Origin of the sequence: Georgenia faecalis (assembly GCF_003710105.1) — a bacterium.
GTDB lineage: Bacteria > Actinomycetota > Actinomycetes > Actinomycetales > Actinomycetaceae > Georgenia_A > Georgenia_A faecalis.
Map to the genome: position 1 here is coordinate 2270686 of NZ_CP033325.1, position 21493 is coordinate 2292178.

Genomic DNA, 21493 nt, shown 5'->3' on the forward strand with positions numbered 1-21493 from the left:
GCGGGTCCGGCGGGTCCGGCGCGTCAGGTGGGCGCGTCGCCGCGGTGGCCGGGGACGGGGTAGAGCTCCAGGGAGTCGACCCGGTCGGTGAGCACCGGGTCGTCGCGCAGCGCCTGCCCGGCGCGGTCGACGGCGTCGGCCATCCGCTCGCGGTCGAGCCGGTCGTCGACGGCGAGGACGACGCGGAGCTCGGCGCGCCGGCCCCGCTCCAGGCGCACGCCGAGGAGCTCGCGGATGCCGCGCAGCGCCGCCGCGGCCACGGCAGGCAGCTCCGGGTCGCGCCACGACGGGGTCCACGCCCGCCCCTGGGCGAGCGCCCACACGGCCGGGCGGCCGAGGAGGACGGTGACCGGGCCGGCGGGGTCGAGCACGACGAGGCTGTCGGCGTCGGACACCGCGGACAGGGCCGCGCGGGCGGCCTCCACGGGCACGGGCCGGGCGGTGGCGTCCCACGCCGCCATGGTCTCCAGGGAGCTGAAGACAGGCAGGGCCGCGCGGCCGTCGGGCGTGCGGACGGACACCATGGCGGCGGACGCGCAGGCGTCACCGGCGGGGTCGTCCGAGCCGTGGGCGGTGTGGTCGGCGACGCCGCCCTCGCCGGTGCGACCGGGGTGGGCGTGGGCCACGATGGGGACGAGGACGCGGGCGCTCGCCAGCGCCGCCGTCACAGCGTCGGCGCGCTCGTCCTCCCCCAGCGCCAGGGCTGCCGCCACGGCGGGGTCGACGGAGCCGTCGTCGCCGGCGAACGGGTTGGGCCGCAGCACCCGCCCGGCCCAGGCGCGGCCCGCGGAGTCGGCGCCGTCACCGGTACCGGCGCCGTCACCGGCGGGGCCTGACGGGAGGGGAGTCACGGCCGGCCCGCGACGTCGAGCGCCTCCGGGAGCGTGAAGGCCCCGGCGTAGAGCGCCTTGCCGACGATGGCGCCCTCGACGCCGATGTCCGTGAGCGAGCGCAGGGCCGCGATGTCGGCGAGGGAGGAGACGCCGCCGGAGGCGACGACCGGCGCATCCGTACGGGCGCACACCTCGCGAAGCAGCTCGAGGTTGGGGCCGCGGAGCGTGCCGTCCTTGGTGACGTCGGTGAGGACGTAGCGCGAGCACCCGTCGCCGTCGAGGCGGGCGAGGACCTCCCACAGGTCGCCGCCGTCGCGGGTCCACCCGCGGGCGGCGAGCGTGGTGCCCCGGACGTCCAGCCCGACGGCGATGCGGTCGCCGTGCCGGGCGATGGCGCGTGCCGTCCACTCCGGGTCCTCGAGCGCGGCGGTGCCGAGGTTGACCCGGCGGGCGCCGGTCGCGAGCGCCCGCTCGAGGCTCTCGTCGTCGCGGATGCCGCCGGAGAGCTCCACCGCGACGTCGAGCGAGCCGACGATGTCCGCGAGCAGCTCGGCGTTGGAGCCGCGACCGAAGGCGGCGTCGAGGTCGACGAGGTGCACCCACTGGGCGCCCTGCTCCACCCACGCCCGCGCGGCCTCGGCGGGGTCGCCGTAGGACGTCTCCGACCCTGCCTCGCCCTGGACGAGCCGGACCGCCTGGCCCTCGACGACGTCGACGGCGGGGAGCAGCTCGAGGTGGGGGCCGGGCATGGGTGTCTCCTAGTTCGGGGGGCGGGCGGGTCAGCGCAGGGCGGTGACCCAGTTGTGCAGCAGGTGCGCGCCGGCGTCGCCGGACTTCTCGGGGTGGAACTGGGTCGCGGACAGCGGCCCGTTCTCGACGGCGGCGACGAAGGGCGTGCCGTGCTCCGCCCAGGTGACGCGCGGCGGCGTCAGCGGCGAGCTCGGGTCGAACTCCGCCGTCGGGTCGACCCGGACGGCGTAGGAGTGCACGAAGTAGAAGCGCTCGTCGGCGACGCCGTCGAACAGGACGGTGTCCGCCGGCGGCGCGACGGGCGCCCAGCCCATGTGCGGGACGACGTCGGCCTCGAGCCGCTCGACCGTCCCCGGCCACTGGTCCAGCCCGGGCGTGGCGACGCCGTGCTCGCGGCCCGTGGTGAACATGACCTGCATGCCCACGCAGATCCCGAGGACGGGACGGCCGCCGGCGAGGCGGCGCTCGATCATCCGCGGGGCGCCGACGGCGCGGAGCTGGTCCATGACGGCGGCGAAAGCCCCGACGCCCGGCACGACGAGGCCGTCGGCGGCGTCCACGGCCTCGCGGTCAGCGGTGAGGGTGACGTCGGCGCCGGCGCGCTCAAGGGCACGGACCGCGGACCGGATGTTGCCGGACCCGTGGTCGAGGACGACGACGTTCGGCTTGGTGGTCACGCCGCCAGTTTACCGGGCGCGGCGCAGGGGCCCGGTCGGAGTGTCACGGACGACGGCATCACGGACGACGGCGTCACGGACGGCGGCGGCGCAGTCCCTTGGCGAACATCTGCGCGGCCTTCCAGCGCGGCAGCGTGCCGGAGCGTTCGTGGCCCCGGACGTCCTCGACCCGCACGCGGCCGAGGATGAGGCTCTCCACGACGTCGTCGGCCCCGGCGAGCACGAGGCCGGCGGGGACGTCGTCACCGCGCTCCCCCTCGGTGTAGCGCCGCGCCGAGAGGTGGCCGGAGATCCCGGTCTCCGGTCCGCCGTCGGCCGCGAGGCGGGCGGTGAGAAGCACCACGCCGGTCTTCGACAGCCGGGAAAGGGTGCGGGCGAGGTCGTCGGCCGCCTGCGGGACGTCGTCGGAGGGCAGGAGCTCGCTCATGTCCCACTCCGGCGGCGCCGGCGGGAGGGCGTCGGGGTCCGCGAGCGCCGCGGCGTCGTCGGGCACCACGGGACCGGCGGGCGGCGGGAGCTCGAGCACCGCGATCGCGCCGCCACGCGAGGGCACCACGTGGACGTCGACGCCGGTCATCGAGCACAGCCCCGCGAGCGCGGCGGCCGAGGCGACCGGCGTGAGGACGAGGGCCACGGGGGGCGCCGGGTCGGTCATAGCGCCCCCTTGGTGGACGGGATGCCGCTCACCCGGGGGTCGGGCTCCACCGCCTGGCGGAGGGCTCGGGCGAGCGCCTTGAACTGCGCCTCGACGATGTGGTGGGGGTCCCGCCCGGCGAGGACCCGCACGTGCAGGCAGATCCCGGCGTGGTGGGCGATCGACTCGAGCACGTGGCGGGTGAGGGAACCGGTGAAGTGGCCACCGATGAGGTGGTACTCCTGCCCGGCCGGCTCACCCGTGTGGACGAGGTAGGGGCGGCCGGAGATGTCGACGACGGCCTGCGCCAGCGCCTCGTCGAGCGGGACCAGGGCGTCGCCGAAGCGGGAGATGCCGCGCTTGTCGCCGAGCGCCTGGCGCAGCGCTTGGCCGATGCAGATCGCGACGTCCTCGACGGTGTGGTGGGCGTCGATGTCGGTGTCGCCGCTGGCCTGGACCGTGAGGTCGATGAGCGAGTGCCGCCCCAGCGCGGTGAGCATGTGGTCGTAGAAGGGGACGGTCGTGGAGATGTCGGTGGCGCCGGTGCCGTCGAGGTCGAGCTCGACGATGACGTTGGACTCCGACGTCGCGCGCTCGACCCGCGCGGTCCGTCGTCCGTTCGCCGGTCCGGCGTTCGCCGGTCCGGCGTTCGTCGGTCCGTCGTTCGCGGGTCCCTGGTCCACGTGCGCCTCGTTCATGCGTGCCGTCACAGCCCGAGCACCTCCTGCAGCGCCGTCCGGAAGGCGGCCATCTCCTCGCCGGTCCCGATCGAGACCCGCAACCAACCCGGAGGGCCGACCACCCGGATCAGCACGCCCCGCTCCACCAGACCTTGCCACACCGCGTCGCGGTTATCGAACGGTCCGAAGAGGACAAAGTTGGCGTCGGAGTCGGCGACCGTCAGACCCTGCCCCCGCAGCCACTCGACGAGGGCGTCCCGTTCGTCGCGCAGCGTGGCCACCTGGCTCATGAGCGCGCCCCGGTGGCGCAGGGCCGCGCGGGCCACGGCCTGCGTCACCGCGGAGAGGTGGTACGGCAGCCGGACGACCCGGAGGACGTCGACGACGGCACGGTCCGCGGCGAGGTAACCCACCCGGGCGCCGGCGAGGCCGAAGGCCTTGGACATCGTCCGCGAGACCGCGAGGTGCGGGTAGCGGTCGAGGAGGGTGAGGGCGCTCGGGGTGCCGGTGCGGCGGAACTCGGCGTAGGCCTCGTCGACGACGACGACGCTCGCCGTCGGTCCGCCGTCGGGCCCGGGCGGGCCGCTCGTGGCGGCGGCGTCGGCGATCGCCTCGATTGTCGCGAGCGGGAGCGCCGTGCCCGTGGGGTTGTTGGGGCTGGCGAGGAGGACGACGGCCGGCCGGTGCTCGGCGAGCTGGGCCAGGGCGTGGTCGACGTCGAGGGTGAAGTCGTCCTCGCGGCGGCCGGCGACCCAGCCGGTGAGGGTGTCGCGGGCGTACTCGGGGTACATGGAGTACGTCGGGGCGAAGGAGAGGACCGTGCGGCCGGGGCCGCCGAAGGCCTGGAGCAGGTGGAGCATGACCTCGTTCGAGCCGTTGGCGGCCCAGATCTGCTCCGGCGGGAGCACGTCGATGCCGGACTCGACGTGGAGGTAGTCGGCGAGGTCGCGCCGCAGGTCGAGGAACTCGCGGTCGGGATAGCGGTTGAGTCCGTGGGCCGCCTCCGCGACGGCCGCGGCGATGTCCGCAACGACGGCGTTCGACGGCGGGTGCGGGTTCTCGTTGACGTTGAGCAGCACCGGGAGCGCGAGCTGCGGGGCGCCGTAGGGCTCGAAGCCCTCGAGGCCGGGCCGGACCGGGAGGGTGGAGGGCTGCTGGGCGGGCGCGTTGGCCTGCTGGGCGGCCTGCTGGGCGGGCGCGGTGCCCGCGGATCCCGGCGCGGTCGACGACTCCGGGCGCTGCGGCATGGTCATCACGGACATGAGTCTAGGGAGGTCGGCTGGTAGGTGACCGGCACCGTCCGCCCCCACGGCGGGGCACCGACGCATGTCGCCGAGACGTTTCCGCGGAAACGTCTTGGCCATGCGTGTCGACGAGCCTGAGCGATGGGGGCTCCCCTCGAGCGGCGCACGGCCTCCGCCAGCGAGCACCCGCCGTCGTGCGACGTCCGGGCACCGCGCACGCCCGTCAGCCGTTGCGGACGAGGCGAGGGGTGGCGGTGACCACCTCGATGGGCTCGCTCACCTCAGTGGTCGACGCCCGGCCCGTCACGGGCAGCCACCCGGCTGTCCCCACCGGCTGGAACTGGGCCTCCCACTGCGTCGTCAAGGAGATTTGCACAGCGCCGGCGGCGGTATAGGCGTGTGCCACCGTGTGCTCCGGCCACGGCGCGCCCGGGTCGGTCGTCACGACGGGAGCCGAGCCGTCGCCGAAGTCCCAGGCGTACTCCACGGGTACCACCCGGACACGCACCGGCACTCCCAGCACCACCGCCTCGAGCACCTGCTCCCTGGCACCGGTCATGACGACCGTGTCGAGGTTGACCAGGACCCACGGCTGCGCAGGCTGAACGACCAGCCCGCCCGAGTCGATCGGCAGCGACTGGACGTCCTCGGCGGTGACGATCACCTGCTGCCCGGGCGGCGTCGCCGGGCCATCCGGTGGCGGCTCGCCGGGCGCGACGTCCTCGAACCATGGGGTCCACTCGGTCCCGCCGAGACACGCGTCGACCTCGACCCAGTACTTGCCCTGCGTATATCGCGTCAGCGGACAGGTCGGAGCGGCGTCGGCATCACCGCGGCTGCTCCCGGTTTCACCACTCCCACCACTCCCACCACTCCCACCGTGGGCCGGGGTGGCCACGTCCGGCCGCAACACGTCCCACAACGACTCTCGTCCACGGAGGATGATGCTGTCCCCACTTCCCTCTCCGCCGAACTCGGGCGCCCGGGGCACGGTCATCGCAAGGCTGAGGGCCGCACAGGCCCCCAGAACCGCCGCTGATACAGCGTTCCTACCCTTGGTTTTCATCGAGTTCCTCGACCTGGATCTCCCGGACCTGCCAACCGGCCCCAGTACGTTCAAGCGCTGCGAGCAGCACATTTCTCGAGGCAGACGCCTCGCCGGTGAGGTCGCCCGTCGAGGAATACGACCGCGATGGTCCTTGAGAAACCGCAACGTCAACGGAGAAGTACGGGTTTCCGTCCACGGGGTCAGCCCCACGCACCTCGACCACAGTCACCTCCGGGCCAATCGCATACCCGCCGGCGTCGTGCAGCTCACGAACGCCGTCGACCACGCTCGTGCAGAACGCACACTCCGGATGCGACATCGCCTGCCACTCTGACAAATTGCCGGTGGCGTACACATATGGGTAAAGCTCGATGAAGTACTGCGCGGCGGCCTTCGCGCCGACGAGGTCGTCGCGGTCCATCGACGCGGGCCGGTCAGGCTCGGGCCAGTCCGTAGGGCCGGGAGCAGGCGTCGCCGTCGTCGTGCTCGCACTGGTAGACGTGCCCGGTTCTCCGCTCGACGTCGTGGGACCGGGTTCGGCCTCGACGCTGCATCCGGCGACGACGAGACCCGCGAGGGCAAGCACCGCCACGGCCACATGCGGTCGACTGCGAACCACCATGGCCAGAACGTAGACCTGGTGACCACGTCTGAGAAGGGCAACAACACCGGTTGTGGGTAAGCCACTCCGGCCTCCCGCTCACCACGTCCCGGTTTGAGCGACGCCCGCCGACGATGCGTTTCCGCGGAAACGCATCGGCAACGACTGTCGCCAAGTACGGCTCATCACAGCCGCGGGTGTGTAGTGGCTGGTGAGGGTGTCGCTCGCGCGTCGGTCCCCGGATCACTCGCGGGGGACATTCTTCCGACACCCGCCCGGATCGGTCAGCGGCGCACGCGATAGCGCAGGTGAAGGACCCGGTTGCCCTGAATCACCACGTCAGGATCTTCCAACAGGTGTTGCGCATCGACCGACCCGAAGTAGCGCCTGCCGGACCCGAACACGACGGGCACGACGTCCATCCGCACCTCGTCGACCAGACCTGCGGCAAGCACCTGGCCACCGACGTCGCCAGCGGCAACCTCGACGATGCGATCGCCCGCGAGCTCCTGGGCCTTGGCCACGGCCGCCTCGACGCCGTCGACGAAGTGGAACGGCGCCGCGGGGTCCCAGCCCTGCGGCTTCGGCCGGTGCGTCACGACGATCATGTGCTCGATCCCGCTCGGAGGCTTCCCGTCCCAGCCGTCCGTCATGTCGAAGACGCGGCGGCCGGCGATCGTCACTCCGATCTCGTCCCAGTACGCCCGGGTGTAGTCGTAGGACGTCTGCGACACGTTCAAGACGCCACTGCCGTCCAACGGCACGTCACCGCTGACCAGCCAGTCGAACAGCGGTCCGGGCTGGTCGTTCCCGTCCGCGATGAAGCCGTCTACCGACACCGAGCTGTACATGACCACTTTTCCCATGGCGCTCCTCTGCTTGGGCGCTCTGCCACTCAGACAGGTCGCCGGTGGCGTACTCATACGGGGGATCGCGAACCGTTGTGGCCAGAACGTAGACCCCGCGACCGCCCCTGAGAACCCCCACCCTCGACCAGTTCATCGCCCGCGCGTTGAGCGACGCCCACCGACGATGCGTTTCCGCGGAAACGCATCGGCAACCACTGTCGCCAAACATCCCGCCGCGCTCGCACGGGGGGCCCCGGCATGCCCCGCCGACCCCTCCGCGCACCACGGGTCCACAGGCCCAGACGCGATGTCGGACCCGAGCGGTAATGTCGCACACACGTTCGAAGGGAGGGCTCATGACCACCGTTCCCGAACAGGGCAGCGGCTCCACACCGTCTGACACACCCGCGGAGGCCCAGGCGCTGGGCGACGAGATCGCGCGCCTCGCCGGCCACATCGCCGCGGCGACGTGCCGATTCCTCGTCCTGCTCGGTGAGTTCGACGAGCGAGAGGGGTGGCACGGCGGCGGCATCCTGTCCTGCGCCCACTGGCTGTCCTGGCGGTGCGGCATGGGCGTCGGCGCCGCCCGCGAGCACGTCCGCGTCGCCCGCGCCTTGCGGGACCTTCCGAGGGTCGTCGAGGCGTTCGCGTCCGGACGCCTCAGCTACTCCAAGGTCCGTGCCCTCACGCGCGTCGCTGAGCCGGACACCGAGGAGGACCTCCTCGAGGTCGCCCTCCACGCCTCCGCGGGCCAGCTCGAGCGCATCCTGCGCGGCGTACGCCAGGTCAAGGACCTCGCCGAAGCCCGCGTCGTGAACGGGCGGCGCGCGCTGACCTGGCGGTGGTCGGACGACGGATCCCTCCAAATCCGGGTCACGCTCCCGGCGGACGACGGCGCCCTGGTCGTCCAAGCGCTCGAACAGACCCGCCACCGCACGGCAGCGGCCCTCGCGGGCGCCCCGCCCCCGTTGGAACAGGCGGACCCGGCGCAGGACACCTTTGGCCCACCCGCCGTCGTCGACCCGGATATCGGTACGCGACGCTCTCTCGCCGACGCCCTCGTCGAGCTCTGCTCCCAGCCCGACGCGGTCGCCGACGACGGACCACGAACCGGGCGACGGGCAGAGACCGTCCTCCACGTCACGCTGGACGACCTGCGTGCGGAGGAGAGCACCGGAGCGCCGCCGGTGACCACTACCGAGGAAGCGGGCGGGACGTCCGCCACTCCCCCGCCGCGCGTCGCTCGCCCGCACCGCCGTCACGGGAGATCCGCCGCGCTCCCACCACAACGCCTCGCGACGAGCGCTGGTCCCCGGCTGGAAGGTGGGCCCGCGCTACATCCGGAGACCGCGCGACGGTTGACCTGCGATGCCGGCATCGTGGTCCAGGTCCACGCCCGAGGCATCGGGACGACCGGCCGGACGATCGACGTCGGCATGCGCACTCGGCGCCCGAACGCCGCCCTCGTCCGGGCGTTGTGGTCCCGGGACGGCGGCTGTCGTTATCCCGGGTGTGAACGCCGCAGCCACCTCCACGCCCATCACGTCCGCCACTGGGCGCACGGTGGACCCACCGTCCTGTCCAACCTCGTGCTCCTGTGCGGGACGCACCACCGGCTCCTCCATGAGGGGGGCTACCTCGTCCAGATGAACCGCGACGGTGATCTCACCGTCATCGACCGGAATGGCGCCCGCGTGCACCCGTCACCGCGCACGCCCGGCGACGTCGGCAGCTGCGTCCACGTCGCACGCGCCCCCGTCGGCCCGGACACGCTCATGCCTCCCGACCCGCAGCCTCGGGCGAACACCTCGTACGTCGTCGGCGTGCTGGCGGGGAACTGGCAGGTGCGGCGGGAACGCGGTGAGGACCCCGTTCCCGAGGCGCCACCGAACCCAGGACACGGTGGCCCGACCTCACGCAGTGCCGCCGGCCGGACAAGCCACCCCTCCGAACATGGCACCGTGGTACTCGAGCCCACCCAGGAGGACCCGTGACCGACACCCAGCACGACCGCTCGCCCGAGACCACCGGCACCGGCACCGCCGCCGACGCCGACCTGAGCGCGGTGACCACCACGGCCGCCCCGACCGCGACGGACCAGGCCGCTGGGGACGGGCTCCGGGCTGAGGCGGAGGCGGCGCTACGACGGCTCGTCGGCAACCCCGATGCGCGACTGCGTGAGGACCAGTGGACCGCGATCGAGGCGCTGGTCTCCCACCGGCGCCGGGCGCTCGTCGTGCAGCGCACCGGGTGGGGCAAGTCCGCGGTCTACTTCGTCGCCACGGCGCTCCTGCGGGCGCGCGGCGCGGGCCCGACGGTCATCGTCTCGCCCCTCCTCGCGCTCATGCGCGACCAGGTCGCCGCCGCCTCACGGGCCGGCATCCGAGCGGTGACCATCAACTCCGCCAACGTCACCGAGTGGGAGGACGTCCACGCCGCCATCGCCACCGGCGACGTCGACGTGCTCCTCTGCTCGCCCGAGCGGCTCAACAACCCGGCCTTCCGCGACGAGGTGCTCCCCCGCCTCGCCGCGAGCGCCGGCCTCGTCGTCGTCGACGAGGCGCACTGCATCTCCGACTGGGGCCACGACTTCCGCCCCGACTACCGGCGCATCCGCACCCTCATCGCCGACCTGCCCGACGGCATCCCCGTCCTCGCGACGACGGCGACGGCGAACGCCCGGGTCAGCGCCGACGTCGCCGAGCAGCTCGGCGTCCACGCCGCCGGGCACGACGCCACCGCGGAGGTGCTCGTCCTGCGCGGCTCGCTCGACCGCCCCTCCCTGCACCTCGGCGTCCTCCGCCTACCCGACCAGGCCACCCGGATCGCCTGGCTCGCGGACCAGCTCCCGCGCTACGAGGGTTCCGGCATCGTCTACGCGCTCACCGTCTCGGCCGCCATGCAGGTCACCGAGCAGCTCCGCGCCGCCGGGATCGACGTCCGCGCGTACACCGGGCAGACCGACCCGGCCGAGCGCGAGGAGCTCGAGCGCGACCTCAAGGAGAACAAGGTCAAGGCCCTCATCGCGACGTCCGCCCTGGGGATGGGCTTCGACAAGCCCGACCTCGGCTTCGTCATCCACCTCGGGGCACCGTCATCGCCCATCGCCTACTACCAGCAGGTGGGCCGCGCCGGCCGTGGCGTGGAGCGCGCGGACGTCATCCTCCTGCCCGGCCGCGAGGACGCCGACATCTGGGCGTGGTTCGGCTCGATGGCCTTCCCGCCGGAGGCCTCCGTGCGGCAGTCGCTCGACGCCCTCGCCGCCGGGGGCGTCATGTCCACCGCTCAGCTCGAGACCCAGGTGGACCTCCGGCGGAACCGCCTCGAGATGATGCTCAAGGTCCTCGACGTCGACGGCGCCCTGCGGCGCGTCCGCGGCGGCTGGGAGACCACCGGGCAGGCCTGGCACTACGACCGGGCGCGGTACGACCGGGTGGAGCAGGCGCGGCGCTGTGAGCAGGACGCCATGCTCGCCTACCAGCGTCTCGGCGAGGACGACGGCGCAACCGAGGCCACGGCCGCGAGCGCCACTGAGTGCCGGATGGCCTTCCTGCGCGCGCAGCTCGACGACCCGGACCTCGAGCCGGGCTGGCGGTGCGGGCGGTGCGACCTGTGCGGCGGCCTCGAGCTGGTGGGTGCCCCCGACCCCGACGCCGTCTCCCGCGCCCGCAGCGGCCTGGACCGCCCCGGCATCGAGATCACCCCCCGCCGCCAGTGGCCCACCGGCATGCCGAGCCTCGGGATCGACCTCAAGGGGAAGATCGCCGACGGCGAGCGCGCGGAGGTCGGCCGGGCCGTCGGCCGCCTCGACGGGCTGGGCTGGTCCGTCGCCCTGCGTGAGCTCTTCGACGTCACCCCCACGCCCGAGCGTCCCGACGGCGGCCCGCGCGACGGCGAGCTCCCCCCGTCCCTGCGCGCACCCGTCCAGCGCGTGCTCGAGGACTGGCTCGGCGGCGCGAACGCCCCCGACGCCTCCGGCGGCGGCGACGGCGGCGCCCGGGGCGGGCGGCCCGTCGACGGCGTCGTGGTCATCCGTTCCGCCAGCCGTCCGACGCTCGTCACGCACCTCGCCGACGGCGTCGCTCGGATCCTCGGCGTCCGGGTCGTCGGCGCTCTCGTGCCCGGCGCAGACGACGCGGGCCGGCACGACGTCAACTCCGCGCAGCGCCTGGCGACCGTCCACCGGCGGTTGCAGCTGGACCTGCCCGAGGCCACCGCCGCGGGGCTCCCCGGCCGGCGCATCCTCCTCGTCGACGACTACGCCGACTCCGGATGGACGCTCACCGTGGCCACCCGGCTCCTCCGTCAGGCGGGGGCGGCAGAGGTGTACCCGTTCGTGCTCGCGCAGCGCTGAGGGGCGTCGGACCGCGGGGGCGGGCGAAGAGCGCTTCCGCCCTGCGCCCGCCCCGGCCTACTCGAAGCGGGCGTTGACCGCCTCGGCGTGCGCCGGCAGGTCCTCCGACGTGGCGAGCGTGGTGAGCGGCGCCGCGAGCTCCTTGAGCGCCGTCTCGCCATACTCGATGACCTGCACCGGCTTGAGGTACGCCATGACGCTGAGCCCCGAGGCGAACGCCGCGGTCCCGCCCGTGGGCAGGATGTGGTTCGACCCCGCGAGGTAGTCGCCCAGCGGGACCGGGGAGTACGGCCCGACGAAGATCGCGCCGGCGTTGCGGATCCGGCCCGCGACGGCGGCGGCGGCGGCGGTCTGGATCTCCAGGTGCTCGGCCGCGTAGGCGTTGCACACGGCGACGCCCTGGTCGAGGTCGTCCACGAGCACGACACCGGACTGCGGCCCGCTCAGCGCCGTCCGCACCCGGTCGGCGTGCTTGGTCCGCGGCACGCGCGCCTCGATCTCGGCGTCGACGGCGTCCGCGAGCGCCGGGGAGTCGGTGACGAGCACGGAGGCGGCGGACGGGTCGTGCTCGGCCTGCGAGATGAGGTCCACGGCGACATCGACCGGCCGGGCGGTGTCGTCGGCGAGGATGGCGATCTCCGTGGTGCCGGCCTCCGCGTCGATCCCCACCGTGCCCATGACGGCGCGCTTGGCGGCGGCGACGTAGATGTTGCCCGGGCCGGTGACGACGTCGACCGGCTCGCACACCTGCTCGGCGTCGGCCGTCCCCGGCTCGCCCGCGGCGCCGTAGGCGAACATGGCGACCGCCTGGGCGCCGCCCACCGCGTAGACCTCCTCCACCCCGAGGAGCGCGCACGCCGCGAGGATGACCGGGTGGGGCAGGCCACCGAACGCGGCCTGGGGCGGGCTGGAGACCGCGAGCTGCTCCACTCCCGCCACCTGCGCGGCGACGACGTTCATCACGACGCTCGACGGGTACACGGCCAAGCCGCCGGGCACGTAGAGCCCCACGCGACGTACGGGCACCCAGCGCTGGCGCACGTAACCGCCCGGGACGATCTCCGTGGTCCGCTCGGTCGGCAGCTGCGCCTCGTGCCCGCGGCGGTTGTGCGCGATGGCGATCTCGAGCGCCGCCCGCACCTCGGGGTCGAGGTCGTCCAGGGCCGACGCCAGCGCCGCCGCCGGGACACGGAGGTGCTCGGGGCGCACGCCGTCGAACCGCTCGGCGAGGTCGCGCAGCGCGGCGCCGCCGCGCGCCCGGACGTCATCGATGACCGGTGCGATCCGCGCCCGCGCCCCCTCGACGTCGAGGGCGGCACGCGGGAGAACGGCGGCGAGGCCGAGCGTGTCGAGGACGGAGTCGCGGAGGTCGATACGGCGGAGCATGCCCCGATCGTAAGACGCCGGCGCCCGCGCAGCGGGTGCCGTCCGTCCCGGACCGCGCCCGGCCCCCGCACCTGGCAGGATCAAGGCATGAGCGACGACGTCCCGACCGTGCCGACGACGGACGGCACCATCCGCCTCGGGCAGTTCCTCAAGCTCGCCGGGCTTGTCGACTCCGGGTCCGACGCCCGCGAGCTCATCGCCGAGGGCGAGGTGCGGGTTGACGGCGAGGTCGAGACCCGCCGCGGCCGCCAGCTCAGCCCGGGCGCGCTGGTCCAGGTCGACCGCCCGGCCGGGACCGTATCCGCCCGCGTCGGCTGACCGACGGCGTACCGGAGGCGGCGGCAGCGGGCGGTACCCCGGCACCGGGCGGCACCCCCGCCGAGCGCGACGGGGTCGTGCACGGATGCGACAACGCCGCGGGCCCGAGTGTGTGCCTGTCGACCACGCGACCGGGACGATCCGCGCGGCTACCGTGACGGGAGCCCTTCGCCGAACCCCTGGAGCACCTGTGACCGCGACGACCCTCGTCCTCGCCGACGTCCTGCCCGCCTCCCGCGTCAAGGACGCCGCCCTCGTCGCCGGCGGCGCGGCCGTCACGGGCCTGCTCGGGCAGGTCGCCGTCCCGCTCCCCTTCACCCCGGTCCCGCTCTCGCTCGGCACCTTCGCGGTGCTGCTCGTCGGCGCCGCCCTCGGGCCGGCTCGCGGCGCCCTGAGCATGGTCGTCTTCGTGCTCGCCGGGATGGCCGGCGTCCCCTGGTTCGCCGGGGCGACGGCGGGTGCGCACTTCGCGTCGTTCGGCTACGTCCTCGGCTACGTCCTCGCCGCCGCGACCGTCGGTGCCCTCGCCCGGCGCCAGGCCGACCGCCGCGTGCTCCCCGCCGGTGCGGCCGCGGCCCTCGCCACTCTCGCCGTCTACGCGTGCGGCGTGCCGTGGCTCATGGCCTACCTCGGCATCGGCCTGCCCGAGGCGCTCGCCCTCGGCGTCGCGCCCTTCCTCGTCGGGGACGTCCTCAAGGCGCTCCTCGCCGCGTCCCTGCTGCCGGCGGCCTGGCGCCTCGTGGGCACCGACCGCCGCTGAGCCGACGACGGCGGCGGGCCGCCCCGGCTGGGACGGCACCGACCGCCAGACCGCGCTCGCGCGCTCGCCTGCTGACCGCCAGCCCGCTAGTTCGCCAGGCAGCTCGGCCCGAGCAGGGCCTTGAGGTCGCCGAACAGGGACGGCGACGGCTCCACCCGGAAGGCGTCCTCGAGGCGCATCACCGTCGCCCGGCCCGGGCTGGTCAGGCGCACCCGCACCTCCGAGCTGCCCGGGTGGTCCGTGAGGATCCCCTTGAGCCGCTCGACGATGGGGGTGGTGCACCGGCTCGCCGCCATGGTGAGCTGGATCGGGCCGTCGGTCGCCGTCGTCACGTCCGGGAGGGTGATCTCCGAGGCGTTGATGGTGGGGATGTCGTCGCGCCGGTTGAGCCGCCCCTTGACGGTGACGACCGTGTCCTCCGCGAGCATCGTCGCCACCGTGGCGTACGTCTGCGGGAAGAACAGCACCTCGATCGAGCCCTCGAGGTCCTCCACCGTGGCGATCGCCCAGGGGTTGCCGTTCTTCGTCATCTTCCGCTGCAGGCCGGTGATGAGGCCGGCGATGGTGACCATCGTGCCGTCCGGCCGCCCCTCGTCGGTGAGCAGCGACGCCACCGAGGTGTCCGCGGCGCGCTGGAGGACGTGCTCGAGGCCGAAGAGCGGGTGGTCGGAGACGTAGAGCCCGAGCATTTGCCGCTCGTAGGTGAGCTTCTCGCCCTTGTCCCACTCGGGCAGGTCCGGCACCTCGACGGTGAACCCGGCCGACGGCGCATCGCTGCCGAGCACGGAGGCGAAGAGGTCGAACTGGCCGACCGCCTCGTTGCGCTTGACGTCGATGACCATGTCCACCGCCTCCTCGTGACGCGAGAGCAGCGCGCGCCGGGAGCGGCCCAGGGTGTCGAAGGCCCCGGCCTTGATGAGCGACTCCACGGTGCGCTTGTTGCACACCGGCGCGGGGACCTTGTCGAGGAAGTCGGTGAAGGAGGTGAAGGCGCCCTTCTCCTCCCGTGCGGCGATGATCGCCTCGACCACCGGGCCGCCGACGTTGCGGATCGCCGCGAGGCCGAAGCGGATCTGGTCGCCGACCGGCGTGAAGCTCGCGGCCGAGGTGTTGACGTCCGGCGGGAGGACCGTGATCCCCATGTGCCGCGCCTCGCCCAGGTACAGGCCCAGGCGGTCCTTGTTGTCCTGCGTCGAGGTGAGCAGGGCGGCCATGTACTCGGTGGGGTAGTTCGCCTTGAGGAAGGCCGTCCAGTACGAGATGAGCCCGTACGCCGCCGAGTGCGCCTTGTTGAACGCGTAGTCGGAGAACGGCAGGAGGATGTCCCACAGCGTCTTCACCGCGCCGGCCGAGAACCCGCGCTCGAGCATGCCCGCCTCGAAGCTGGCGAACTGCTTGTCCAGCTCCGCCTTCTTCTTCTTGCCCATGGCGCGGCGCAGGAGGTCGGCCTGTCCCAGGGAGTAGCCCGCCACCTTCTGGGCGATGGCCATGACCTGCTCCTGGTAGACGATGAGGCCGTACGTCGTCCCGAGGATCTCGTTGAGGGGCTCGGCCAGCTCCGGGTGGATCGCCTCGATGGGCTGCTGGCCGGTCTTGCGCAGGGCGTAGTTCGTGTGCGAGTTCGCGCCCATCGGCCCGGGCCGGTACAGGGCGCCGACGGCGGAGATGTCCTCGAAGTTGTCGGGGCGCATGAGGCGCAGCAGCGTGCGCATGCCGGAGCCGTCGAGCTGGAACACGCCCAGGGTGTCGCCGCGGCCGAGGAGCTCGTAGGTGGCCGGGTCGTCGAGCGTGAGGTGCTCGAGGTCGACGGGGTCCTTGCCGTTGCGGACGATGTTCTCGAGGGCGTCGTCGAGCACCGTGAGGTTGCGCAGCCCGAGGAAGTCCATCTTCAGCAGGCCGAGCGTCTCGCAGGTGGGGTAGTCGAACTGCGTGATGACCGCGCCGTCCTGGGGCCGCTTCATCACGGGGATGACGTCCTGCAGCGGGACGGAGGACATGATGACGGCGCAGGCGTGCACGCCCCACTGGCGCTTGATGCCCTCCAGGCCCTGCGCGGTCTCCACGACGGCCCGGGCGTCCGGGTCCGCGGCGTGCAGCTGGCGGAACTCCTCCGCCTCGTTGTAGCGCTTGTCCTTGGGGTCGAAGATCCCCGACAGGGTGATGTCCTTGCCCATGACCGACGGCGGCATCGCCTTGGTGAGCTTCTCCCCCATCTGGTACGGGAAGCCGAGGACGCGCGCGGAGTCCTTGAGGGCCTGCTTGGCCTTGATGGTCCCGTAGGTGACCACCTGGGCCACCCGGTCGTCGCCGTACTTCTCGGTGACGTACCGGATGACCTCCCCGCGCCGGCGCTCGTCGAAGTCGACGTCGAAGTCGGGCATGGAGACGCGGTCGGGGTTGAGGAACCGCTCGAAGATGAGGCCGTGGGCCAGGGGGTCGAGGTCGGTGATCCGCAGCGCGTAGGCCACCATCGAGCCGGGGCCCGAGCCACGGCCCGGGCCCACCCGGATCCCGTTGGCCTTGGCCCAGTTGATGAAGTCGGCGACGACGAGGAAGTAGGCGGGGAAGCCCATCTGGTTGATGACGCCGACCTCGTACTGCGCCTGGGCGCGGACCTGGTCCGGGACGCCGTCGGGGTAGCGGTAGGCGAGCCCCTTCTCGACCTCCTTGACGAACCAGGAGTACTCGTCCTCGCCCGCGGGGACGTCGAAGCGCGGCATGTAGTTCGCGCCCTCGGCGGTGGTGCGGAACGTGACGTCGCACTGGTCGGCGACGAGGAGGGTGTTGTCGCAGGCCTCGGGCAGCTCGCGCCACAGGTCGCGCATCTCCCGGGCGCTGCGCAGGTAGTACGTGTCGCCGTCGAACCGGAACCGGTCCGGGTCGGCGAGCGTGGTGCCCGACTGGAGGCAGAGCATCGCCTCGTGCATCTTGGCGTCGTCGGGCTTGGTGTAGTGCGAGTCGTTGGTCGCCAGGAGCGGCGCCCCGATGTCCTTGGAGAGCCGGAGCAGGTCCTTGATGACGCGGCGCTCGATGGACAGCCCGTGGTCCATGAGCTCGACGTAGAAGTTCTCGCGGCCGAAGAGGTCCTGGTACTCCCCCGCGGCCCGCACCGCCTCGTCGTACTGGCCCAGGCGCAGGCGGGTCTGGACCTCGCCCGAGGGGCAGCCGGTGGTGGCGATGAGGCCGTCGGCGTAGGTGGTGAGCAGCTCGCGGTCCATCCGCGGCCACTTGCCCATCTGACCCTCGAGGGAGGCGCGGGAGCCGAGCCGGAAGAGGTTGTTCATCCCCTCGGTCGTCCGCGCGAGCAGCGTCATGTGGGTGTACGCGCCGCGGGCGGAGACGTCGTCGCTCGTCTGGGACTCGTCGCCCCAGCGCACGCGCGTCTTGTCGAAGCGGGACGTGCCCGGGGTGAGGTAGGCCTCGACGCCGATGATCGGCTTCACCCCGTGCTTGCGCGCCGTCGACCAGAAGTCGTACGCGCCGAAGAGGTAGCCGTGGTCGGTCATCGCCACGGCCTTCTGACCGACCCGGGCGACCTCGGTGAAGAGGTCGTCGAGCCGCGCCGCACCGTCGAGCATGGAGTACTCGGTGTGCACGTGGAGGTGGACGAAGTCGTCGGATCGCCCAGCAGACATGCCTGCCAGTCTAGGTCGCCGTACCGACGTCGGTGCCCGGTCGGCCCCCGGCGTGCCCCGGCTCAGAGGGTGATGTGCCTCGCCATGTCCTGGTGCCAGATCCCCTCGTCGAGGACCCGCTCCCCCGTGACGACGGCGTAGCCCAGCCGCTCGTAGAAGCCCATCGCGGTCTCCTGCGCGGAGAGGAGGACGGTGACGCCGAGGACGTCGGCCTGCCCCTCCTGCGGCACGGCGTGCTCGGCGACCGCGACCGCCTCGAGCGCGGCGACCAGCCGCGCGCCGACGCGGAGCCCCCGGGCCGCCGCCCGGACGGCGAGCCGGCCGAGGTGCACCTCGCCCGGGTGCGCGGGGTCGCTGAGCAGGCGGCCGGTCCCCAGGACCGTGCCGTCGGCGTCCACGGCGATGACGTGGGCCGTCGTCGCGGCGGTGTCGGCGTCGTCGACCTCCGAGGAGGCCGAGACGCCCTGCTCGTCGACGAAGACCTCGAAGCGGACCTCCCACGCGCGCTCGAGGTCGGCCTGGGTGGTGACGCGGCGGACCTCCAGGCCCGGCGTGGTCGCGCTCATGCCCGCCCCTCCCGCATGACGTGCAGCGCGTGGGCGAGGTCGTCGGGGTAGTCGCTGCGGACCTCGACCCAACGGCCCGTGCTGGGGTGGGCGAAGGCCAGCCGCACGGCGTGCAGCCACTGGCGGGTGAGCCCGAGGCGCGCGGCCAGGGTGGGGTCCGCGCCGTAGGTGACGTCGCCGACGCACGGGTGGCGCACCGCCGAGGTGTGGACGCGGATCTGGTGGGTGCGGCCGGTCTCGAGGTGGATCTCCAGCAGCGACGCCCCCGCCATCGCCTCGAGCGTCGCGTAGTGCGTGACGGCCGGCTTGCCGTCGGCCACGACGGCGAACTTGTAGTCGTGCCCGGGGTGGCGCCCCACGGGGGCGTCGATCGTCCCGGCGGAGGGGTCCATGTGGCCCTGGACGAGGGCGTGGTAGACCTTCTCGACCGTGCGCTCCTTGAAGGCGCGCTTGAGGACGGAGTAGGCCAGCTCGGACTTGGCGACCACCATGAGGCCGGACGTGCCGACGTCGAGCCGGTGGACGATCCCCTGGCGCTCGGCCGCGCCCGAGGTGGCGATGCGGTACCCGGCGGCGCGCAGCCCGTCGACGACGGTCGGGCCGGTCCAGCCGGGGCTCGGGTGTGCGGCGACCCCGACGGGCTTGTCGACGACGACGACGTCGTCGTCCTCGTAGGCGATCGCCATCCCGGGGACGGCCTGGGGCGGCGGGGGCGGGGCGAGGTCCGGGACCTCGACCTGGAGCCAGCCGCCGGGCAGGAGCCGGTCGGACTTGGCGAGGACGACGCCGTCGAGGCGGACCGCGCCATCGGCGGCGAGCTCGGCGGCCCGGGTGCGTGAGACCCCGAGCAGCCGGGACAGGGCCACGTCGACCCGCTCCCCGGCGAGGCCGTCGGGGACGGGGAGGGCGCGCTCCTCAGGCATCGCGCGTGGGCCGGGCCGGGTCGCGGCCGTCCGTGGTGGCGTCGGGGGCGGCGTCGGCGACGTCGCCCGCGGGAGCGTCGGCCTCCGCCGGGGCCCCGTGCGTCGAGGCGCCGTCGGCCGCGAGCTCGTCGGCCGGCGCGTCGGCCAGCACGTCGTCGCCGGGGCCGCCGTCGGTCGCCGCGTCGTCGGCGGGACTGCCGTCGACGGGCGCGTGCAGGGCGGGGCCGGTGACCGTGGCGGGGGTCCGCGCCGGGGCGTCCGCCGCGGGCCCGCTCGCCACCCAGGCGGCGACGTCGACGTCCGCGTCGTCGGGCTCCTCGGGGGCCACGTCCTCTGCCGGCGCGCTCTCCGGCGCCGGGGTGTCGCGCCCGACGACGGTGCCGTCGATCTCCACCCCGCGCACGGCGAGGACGGCGACGAGGACCGCCGCCGCGACGATGGCGATGTCCGCGACGTTGCCGACGAACCAGCCGTTGTAGTTGATGAAGTCGACGACGTGCCCGCGGGCGAACCCGGGCTCGCGCAGGAGCCGGTCGTAGAGGTTGCCGAGGGAGCCACCGAGGAGCATCCCGAGCGCGATGGCCCACGCCAGCGAGCCGATCCGGCGCGAGGCGCGGACCACGACGGCGATGACGACGACGGCCACGAGCGTGAACACCCACGTCATGCCCGTGGCGATGGAGAACGCCGCACCGGGGTTGTAGATGAGCTGCAGGCTCAGGACGTCACCGAGGACCGGCACGACGACGCCCTGGACGAGGTTCGCCTCCGCGAGGTACTTCGTCACCTGGTCGGCGACGGCGAGGCCGGCGGCGATGGCGATGAGCGTCGTCAGCAGCGCGGTCCGCGACCGCCTGCCGGTGCGTGGGCTGGGCGGTGCCTGGGACGGCGCCCCGGCCGGATCGGCGCCGGGAACCGCGGCGTCCTGCGCCGTCGCCGGCGCGGCGTCCTGCGCGGGGGCGGGGGCGGGGGCGGCGGCGGAGGCCGGCTGAGCGTCGGCGGCGCTCGGCGCGGCGGCGACGCCGCCGGGCTCGGGGTCGGGTGCCGTCGTGGCGTGCTTCTTGTGCGAGGCGGACATGGGCTCACTCTCCGTGCACGACGACGGCGGCGGCCCGGGTGGGACCGCCGCCGTCGTCAGGCACTCACTTGCGGTACTGAGGGGCCTCGGCCTCGGGCCGGCCGGCGACTGCGCCCCGGCCCTCGATGTCGCTGAGGAGCGACTCGAGGTAGCTCTTCAGGCGGGTGCGGTAGTCCCGCTCGAACACGCGGAGCTCGTCGATCTTGCGCTCGAGGAGCGAGCGCTCCTGCTCCAGCTGCGCGAGCGTGCGGTTGTGCTTGTCCTCGGCCTCGCGAACGATCTTCTCGGCCTGGGTGCGCGCATCGGTGAGGATGCGGTCGCCCTCCTCCTGACCGTTGCGGACGTACTCGTCGTGCAGACGCTGGGCCAGCGCGAGCATCCCGGTCGCGGACTCGGGGCCATCGGCCGCGGGGGCCGGCGTGGACGTGACGACCGGCGTCGGCGTGGCGACCGGCGCGGGCGTGGCCTCCTGGCGCGGCGCGAACGCCGACTCCTCGCGCTCCGGCTCGTCCTCGGTCTCGACCTCCGCCGGTGCGACGTCCTCGGACACCGCGGCGCCGCCGTTGAGCTCGGCGACCCGTCGCTCCGCCGCGGCGAGCTTGGCCTTGAGCTCCTCGTTCTCGGTGGCGAGCGCGCTCAGCGTGTTGACGACCTCGTCCAGGAAGTCATCGACCTCGTCCTGGTCGTAGCCCTCACGGAACTTCGTCGGCTGAAACTTCTTGTTGAGGACGTCGTCTGCTGTGAGCAGCGCCATTTGTCGTCACCTCGGTGTCGTCTTGTTCGGTCATGATCGTGGGAAAGCCGCCACTCACGGGTCCACGGTAGCCCAATGTGTCACAGGCCGTCCGTGACGCGTCCGGCCGCTCACATCGCGGCCAGCCGCCCGGCGAACTGCATGGCGAGGCTGACGGCGACGAAGAGCAGGAGGAAGCCGAGATCGAGCGCGATCCCGCCGAGCCGCAGCGGCGGGATGAGCCGCCGGAGGAAGCGCAGCGGCGGGTCGGTGAGCGTGTAGACGGCCTCGGCGAGGACCAGCACAAGGCCGCGCGGACGCCAGTCACGGGCAAATACCTGCACCCAGCTGAGGATGAGCCGCCCGACGAGGGCGAGCATGTACAGCAGCAGGAGCAGGTAAATGATCGAGAAAAGGGTGCCCAC

Annotated in this window: 20 protein-coding genes; 4 read left to right on the plus strand and 16 right to left on the minus strand. The window is 73.4% G+C overall.

Annotated elements, in window-relative coordinates; genetic code table 11:
- Positions 1–23 precede the first annotated feature (23 nt).
- The 9 genes from EBO36_RS09885 to EBO36_RS09920 all read right to left on the minus strand — a co-directional run bounded on the left by EBO36_RS09885 (position 24) and on the right by EBO36_RS09920 (position 7333).
- Complete coding sequence (locus EBO36_RS09885; RefSeq protein WP_122824452.1) at positions 24–851, minus strand: SseB family protein; 828 nt, start codon at positions 849–851, stop codon at positions 24–26.
- Positions 848–1582 carry a bifunctional 1-(5-phosphoribosyl)-5-((5-phosphoribosylamino)methylideneamino)imidazole-4-carboxamide isomerase/phosphoribosylanthranilate isomerase PriA gene (priA, locus tag EBO36_RS09890; protein ID WP_122824453.1) on the minus strand — a complete coding sequence of 245 codons (735 nt, stop codon included), beginning with the start codon at positions 1580–1582 and terminating at the stop codon, positions 848–850. The genes EBO36_RS09885 and priA overlap by 4 nt, the downstream gene beginning before the upstream one ends.
- Before the next feature lie 30 nt (positions 1583–1612).
- Positions 1613–2260: an imidazole glycerol phosphate synthase subunit HisH gene (hisH, locus tag EBO36_RS09895; RefSeq protein WP_122824454.1), complete on the minus strand. Its 648-nt coding sequence runs from the start codon at positions 2258–2260 to the stop codon at positions 1613–1615.
- Between the two features lie 73 nt (positions 2261–2333).
- The gene (locus EBO36_RS09900) at positions 2334–2915 is read right to left on the minus strand and encodes a hypothetical protein (RefSeq protein ID WP_122824455.1); all 582 of its coding nucleotides are present in this window, start codon (positions 2913–2915) and stop codon (positions 2334–2336) included.
- Complete coding sequence (gene hisB, locus EBO36_RS09905) at positions 2912–3604, minus strand: imidazoleglycerol-phosphate dehydratase HisB (protein ID WP_244925259.1); 693 nt, start codon at positions 3602–3604, stop codon at positions 2912–2914. Before hisB ends, EBO36_RS09900 begins: the two co-directional genes overlap by 4 nt.
- Positions 3601–4827, minus strand: a complete 1227-nt coding sequence (locus EBO36_RS09910; RefSeq protein WP_387967879.1) for a histidinol-phosphate transaminase — start codon at positions 4825–4827, stop codon at positions 3601–3603. The genes hisB and EBO36_RS09910 overlap by 4 nt, the downstream gene beginning before the upstream one ends.
- Before the next feature lie 214 nt (positions 4828–5041).
- The gene (locus tag EBO36_RS09915) at positions 5042–5815 is read right to left on the minus strand and encodes a PKD domain-containing protein (RefSeq protein WP_164471427.1); all 774 of its coding nucleotides are present in this window, start codon (positions 5813–5815) and stop codon (positions 5042–5044) included.
- Positions 5816–5867: 52 nt separating this feature from the next.
- Entirely contained in the window at positions 5868–6488 is a 621-nt protein-coding gene (locus EBO36_RS15335) for a DUF6318 family protein (protein ID WP_164471428.1), read from the minus strand.
- Between the two features lie 263 nt (positions 6489–6751).
- Positions 6752–7333: a dihydrofolate reductase family protein gene (locus tag EBO36_RS09920; RefSeq protein ID WP_122824457.1), complete on the minus strand. Its 582-nt coding sequence runs from the start codon at positions 7331–7333 to the stop codon at positions 6752–6754.
- Between the two features lie 338 nt (positions 7334–7671).
- Here EBO36_RS09920 and EBO36_RS09925 point away from each other — a divergent pair, with 338 nt between their 5' ends.
- Together EBO36_RS09925 and EBO36_RS09930 are read left to right on the plus strand one after the other, a co-directional pair.
- A complete protein-coding gene (locus EBO36_RS09925) occupies positions 7672–9309 on the plus strand; it encodes an HNH endonuclease signature motif containing protein (RefSeq protein ID WP_164471429.1) in 1638 nt (545 codons plus the stop codon).
- A 71-nt stretch (positions 9310–9380) separates the two neighbouring features.
- Positions 9381–11669 carry a RecQ family ATP-dependent DNA helicase gene (locus EBO36_RS09930; RefSeq protein ID WP_244925416.1) on the plus strand — a complete coding sequence of 763 codons (2289 nt, stop codon included), beginning with the start codon at positions 9381–9383 and terminating at the stop codon, positions 11667–11669.
- 57 nt (positions 11670–11726) lie between these two features.
- Here EBO36_RS09930 and hisD read toward each other — a convergent pair whose 3' ends face one another.
- Positions 11727–13055, minus strand: a complete 1329-nt coding sequence (gene hisD, locus EBO36_RS09935; protein WP_122824459.1) for a histidinol dehydrogenase — start codon at positions 13053–13055, stop codon at positions 11727–11729.
- Between the two features lie 87 nt (positions 13056–13142).
- On the opposite strand from hisD, the gene EBO36_RS09940 reads away from it, so the two are divergent.
- Both EBO36_RS09940 and EBO36_RS09945 read left to right on the plus strand, forming a co-directional pair.
- On the plus strand, positions 13143–13373 hold the full coding sequence (locus tag EBO36_RS09940) for an RNA-binding S4 domain-containing protein (RefSeq protein ID WP_122824460.1): 231 nt from the start codon (positions 13143–13145) through the stop codon (positions 13371–13373).
- Positions 13374–13563: 190 nt separating this feature from the next.
- A complete protein-coding gene (locus EBO36_RS09945; RefSeq protein WP_244925261.1) occupies positions 13564–14133 on the plus strand; it encodes a biotin transporter BioY in 570 nt (189 codons plus the stop codon).
- An 86-nt stretch (positions 14134–14219) separates the two neighbouring features.
- Here the strand turns inward: EBO36_RS09945 and dnaE are convergent, their stop codons facing one another.
- The 6 genes from dnaE to EBO36_RS09975 all read right to left on the minus strand — a co-directional run bounded on the left by dnaE (position 14220) and on the right by EBO36_RS09975 (position 21493).
- Positions 14220–17768 (minus strand): DNA polymerase III subunit alpha, encoded by a 3549-nt coding sequence (gene dnaE / locus EBO36_RS09950; protein WP_122824462.1) that lies wholly within the window; start codon positions 17766–17768, stop codon positions 14220–14222.
- 62 nt (positions 17769–17830) lie between these two features.
- Entirely contained in the window at positions 17831–18334 is a 504-nt protein-coding gene (locus EBO36_RS09955; RefSeq protein WP_122824463.1) for a GNAT family N-acetyltransferase, read from the minus strand.
- Positions 18331–19257, minus strand: coding sequence for an RluA family pseudouridine synthase (locus EBO36_RS09960; RefSeq protein ID WP_122824464.1), 927 nt, complete (start codon positions 19255–19257; stop codon positions 18331–18333). The genes EBO36_RS09955 and EBO36_RS09960 overlap by 4 nt, the downstream gene beginning before the upstream one ends.
- Positions 19250–20335, minus strand: a complete 1086-nt coding sequence (locus EBO36_RS15955) for a signal peptidase II (RefSeq protein WP_122824465.1) — start codon at positions 20333–20335, stop codon at positions 19250–19252. The genes EBO36_RS09960 and EBO36_RS15955 overlap by 8 nt, the downstream gene beginning before the upstream one ends.
- 64 nt (positions 20336–20399) lie before the next feature.
- On the minus strand, positions 20400–21089 hold the full coding sequence (locus tag EBO36_RS09970) for a DivIVA domain-containing protein (protein ID WP_122824466.1): 690 nt from the start codon (positions 21087–21089) through the stop codon (positions 20400–20402).
- Between the two features lie 110 nt (positions 21090–21199).
- Positions 21200–21493: a YggT family protein gene (locus tag EBO36_RS09975; protein WP_122824467.1), complete on the minus strand. Its 294-nt coding sequence runs from the start codon at positions 21491–21493 to the stop codon at positions 21200–21202.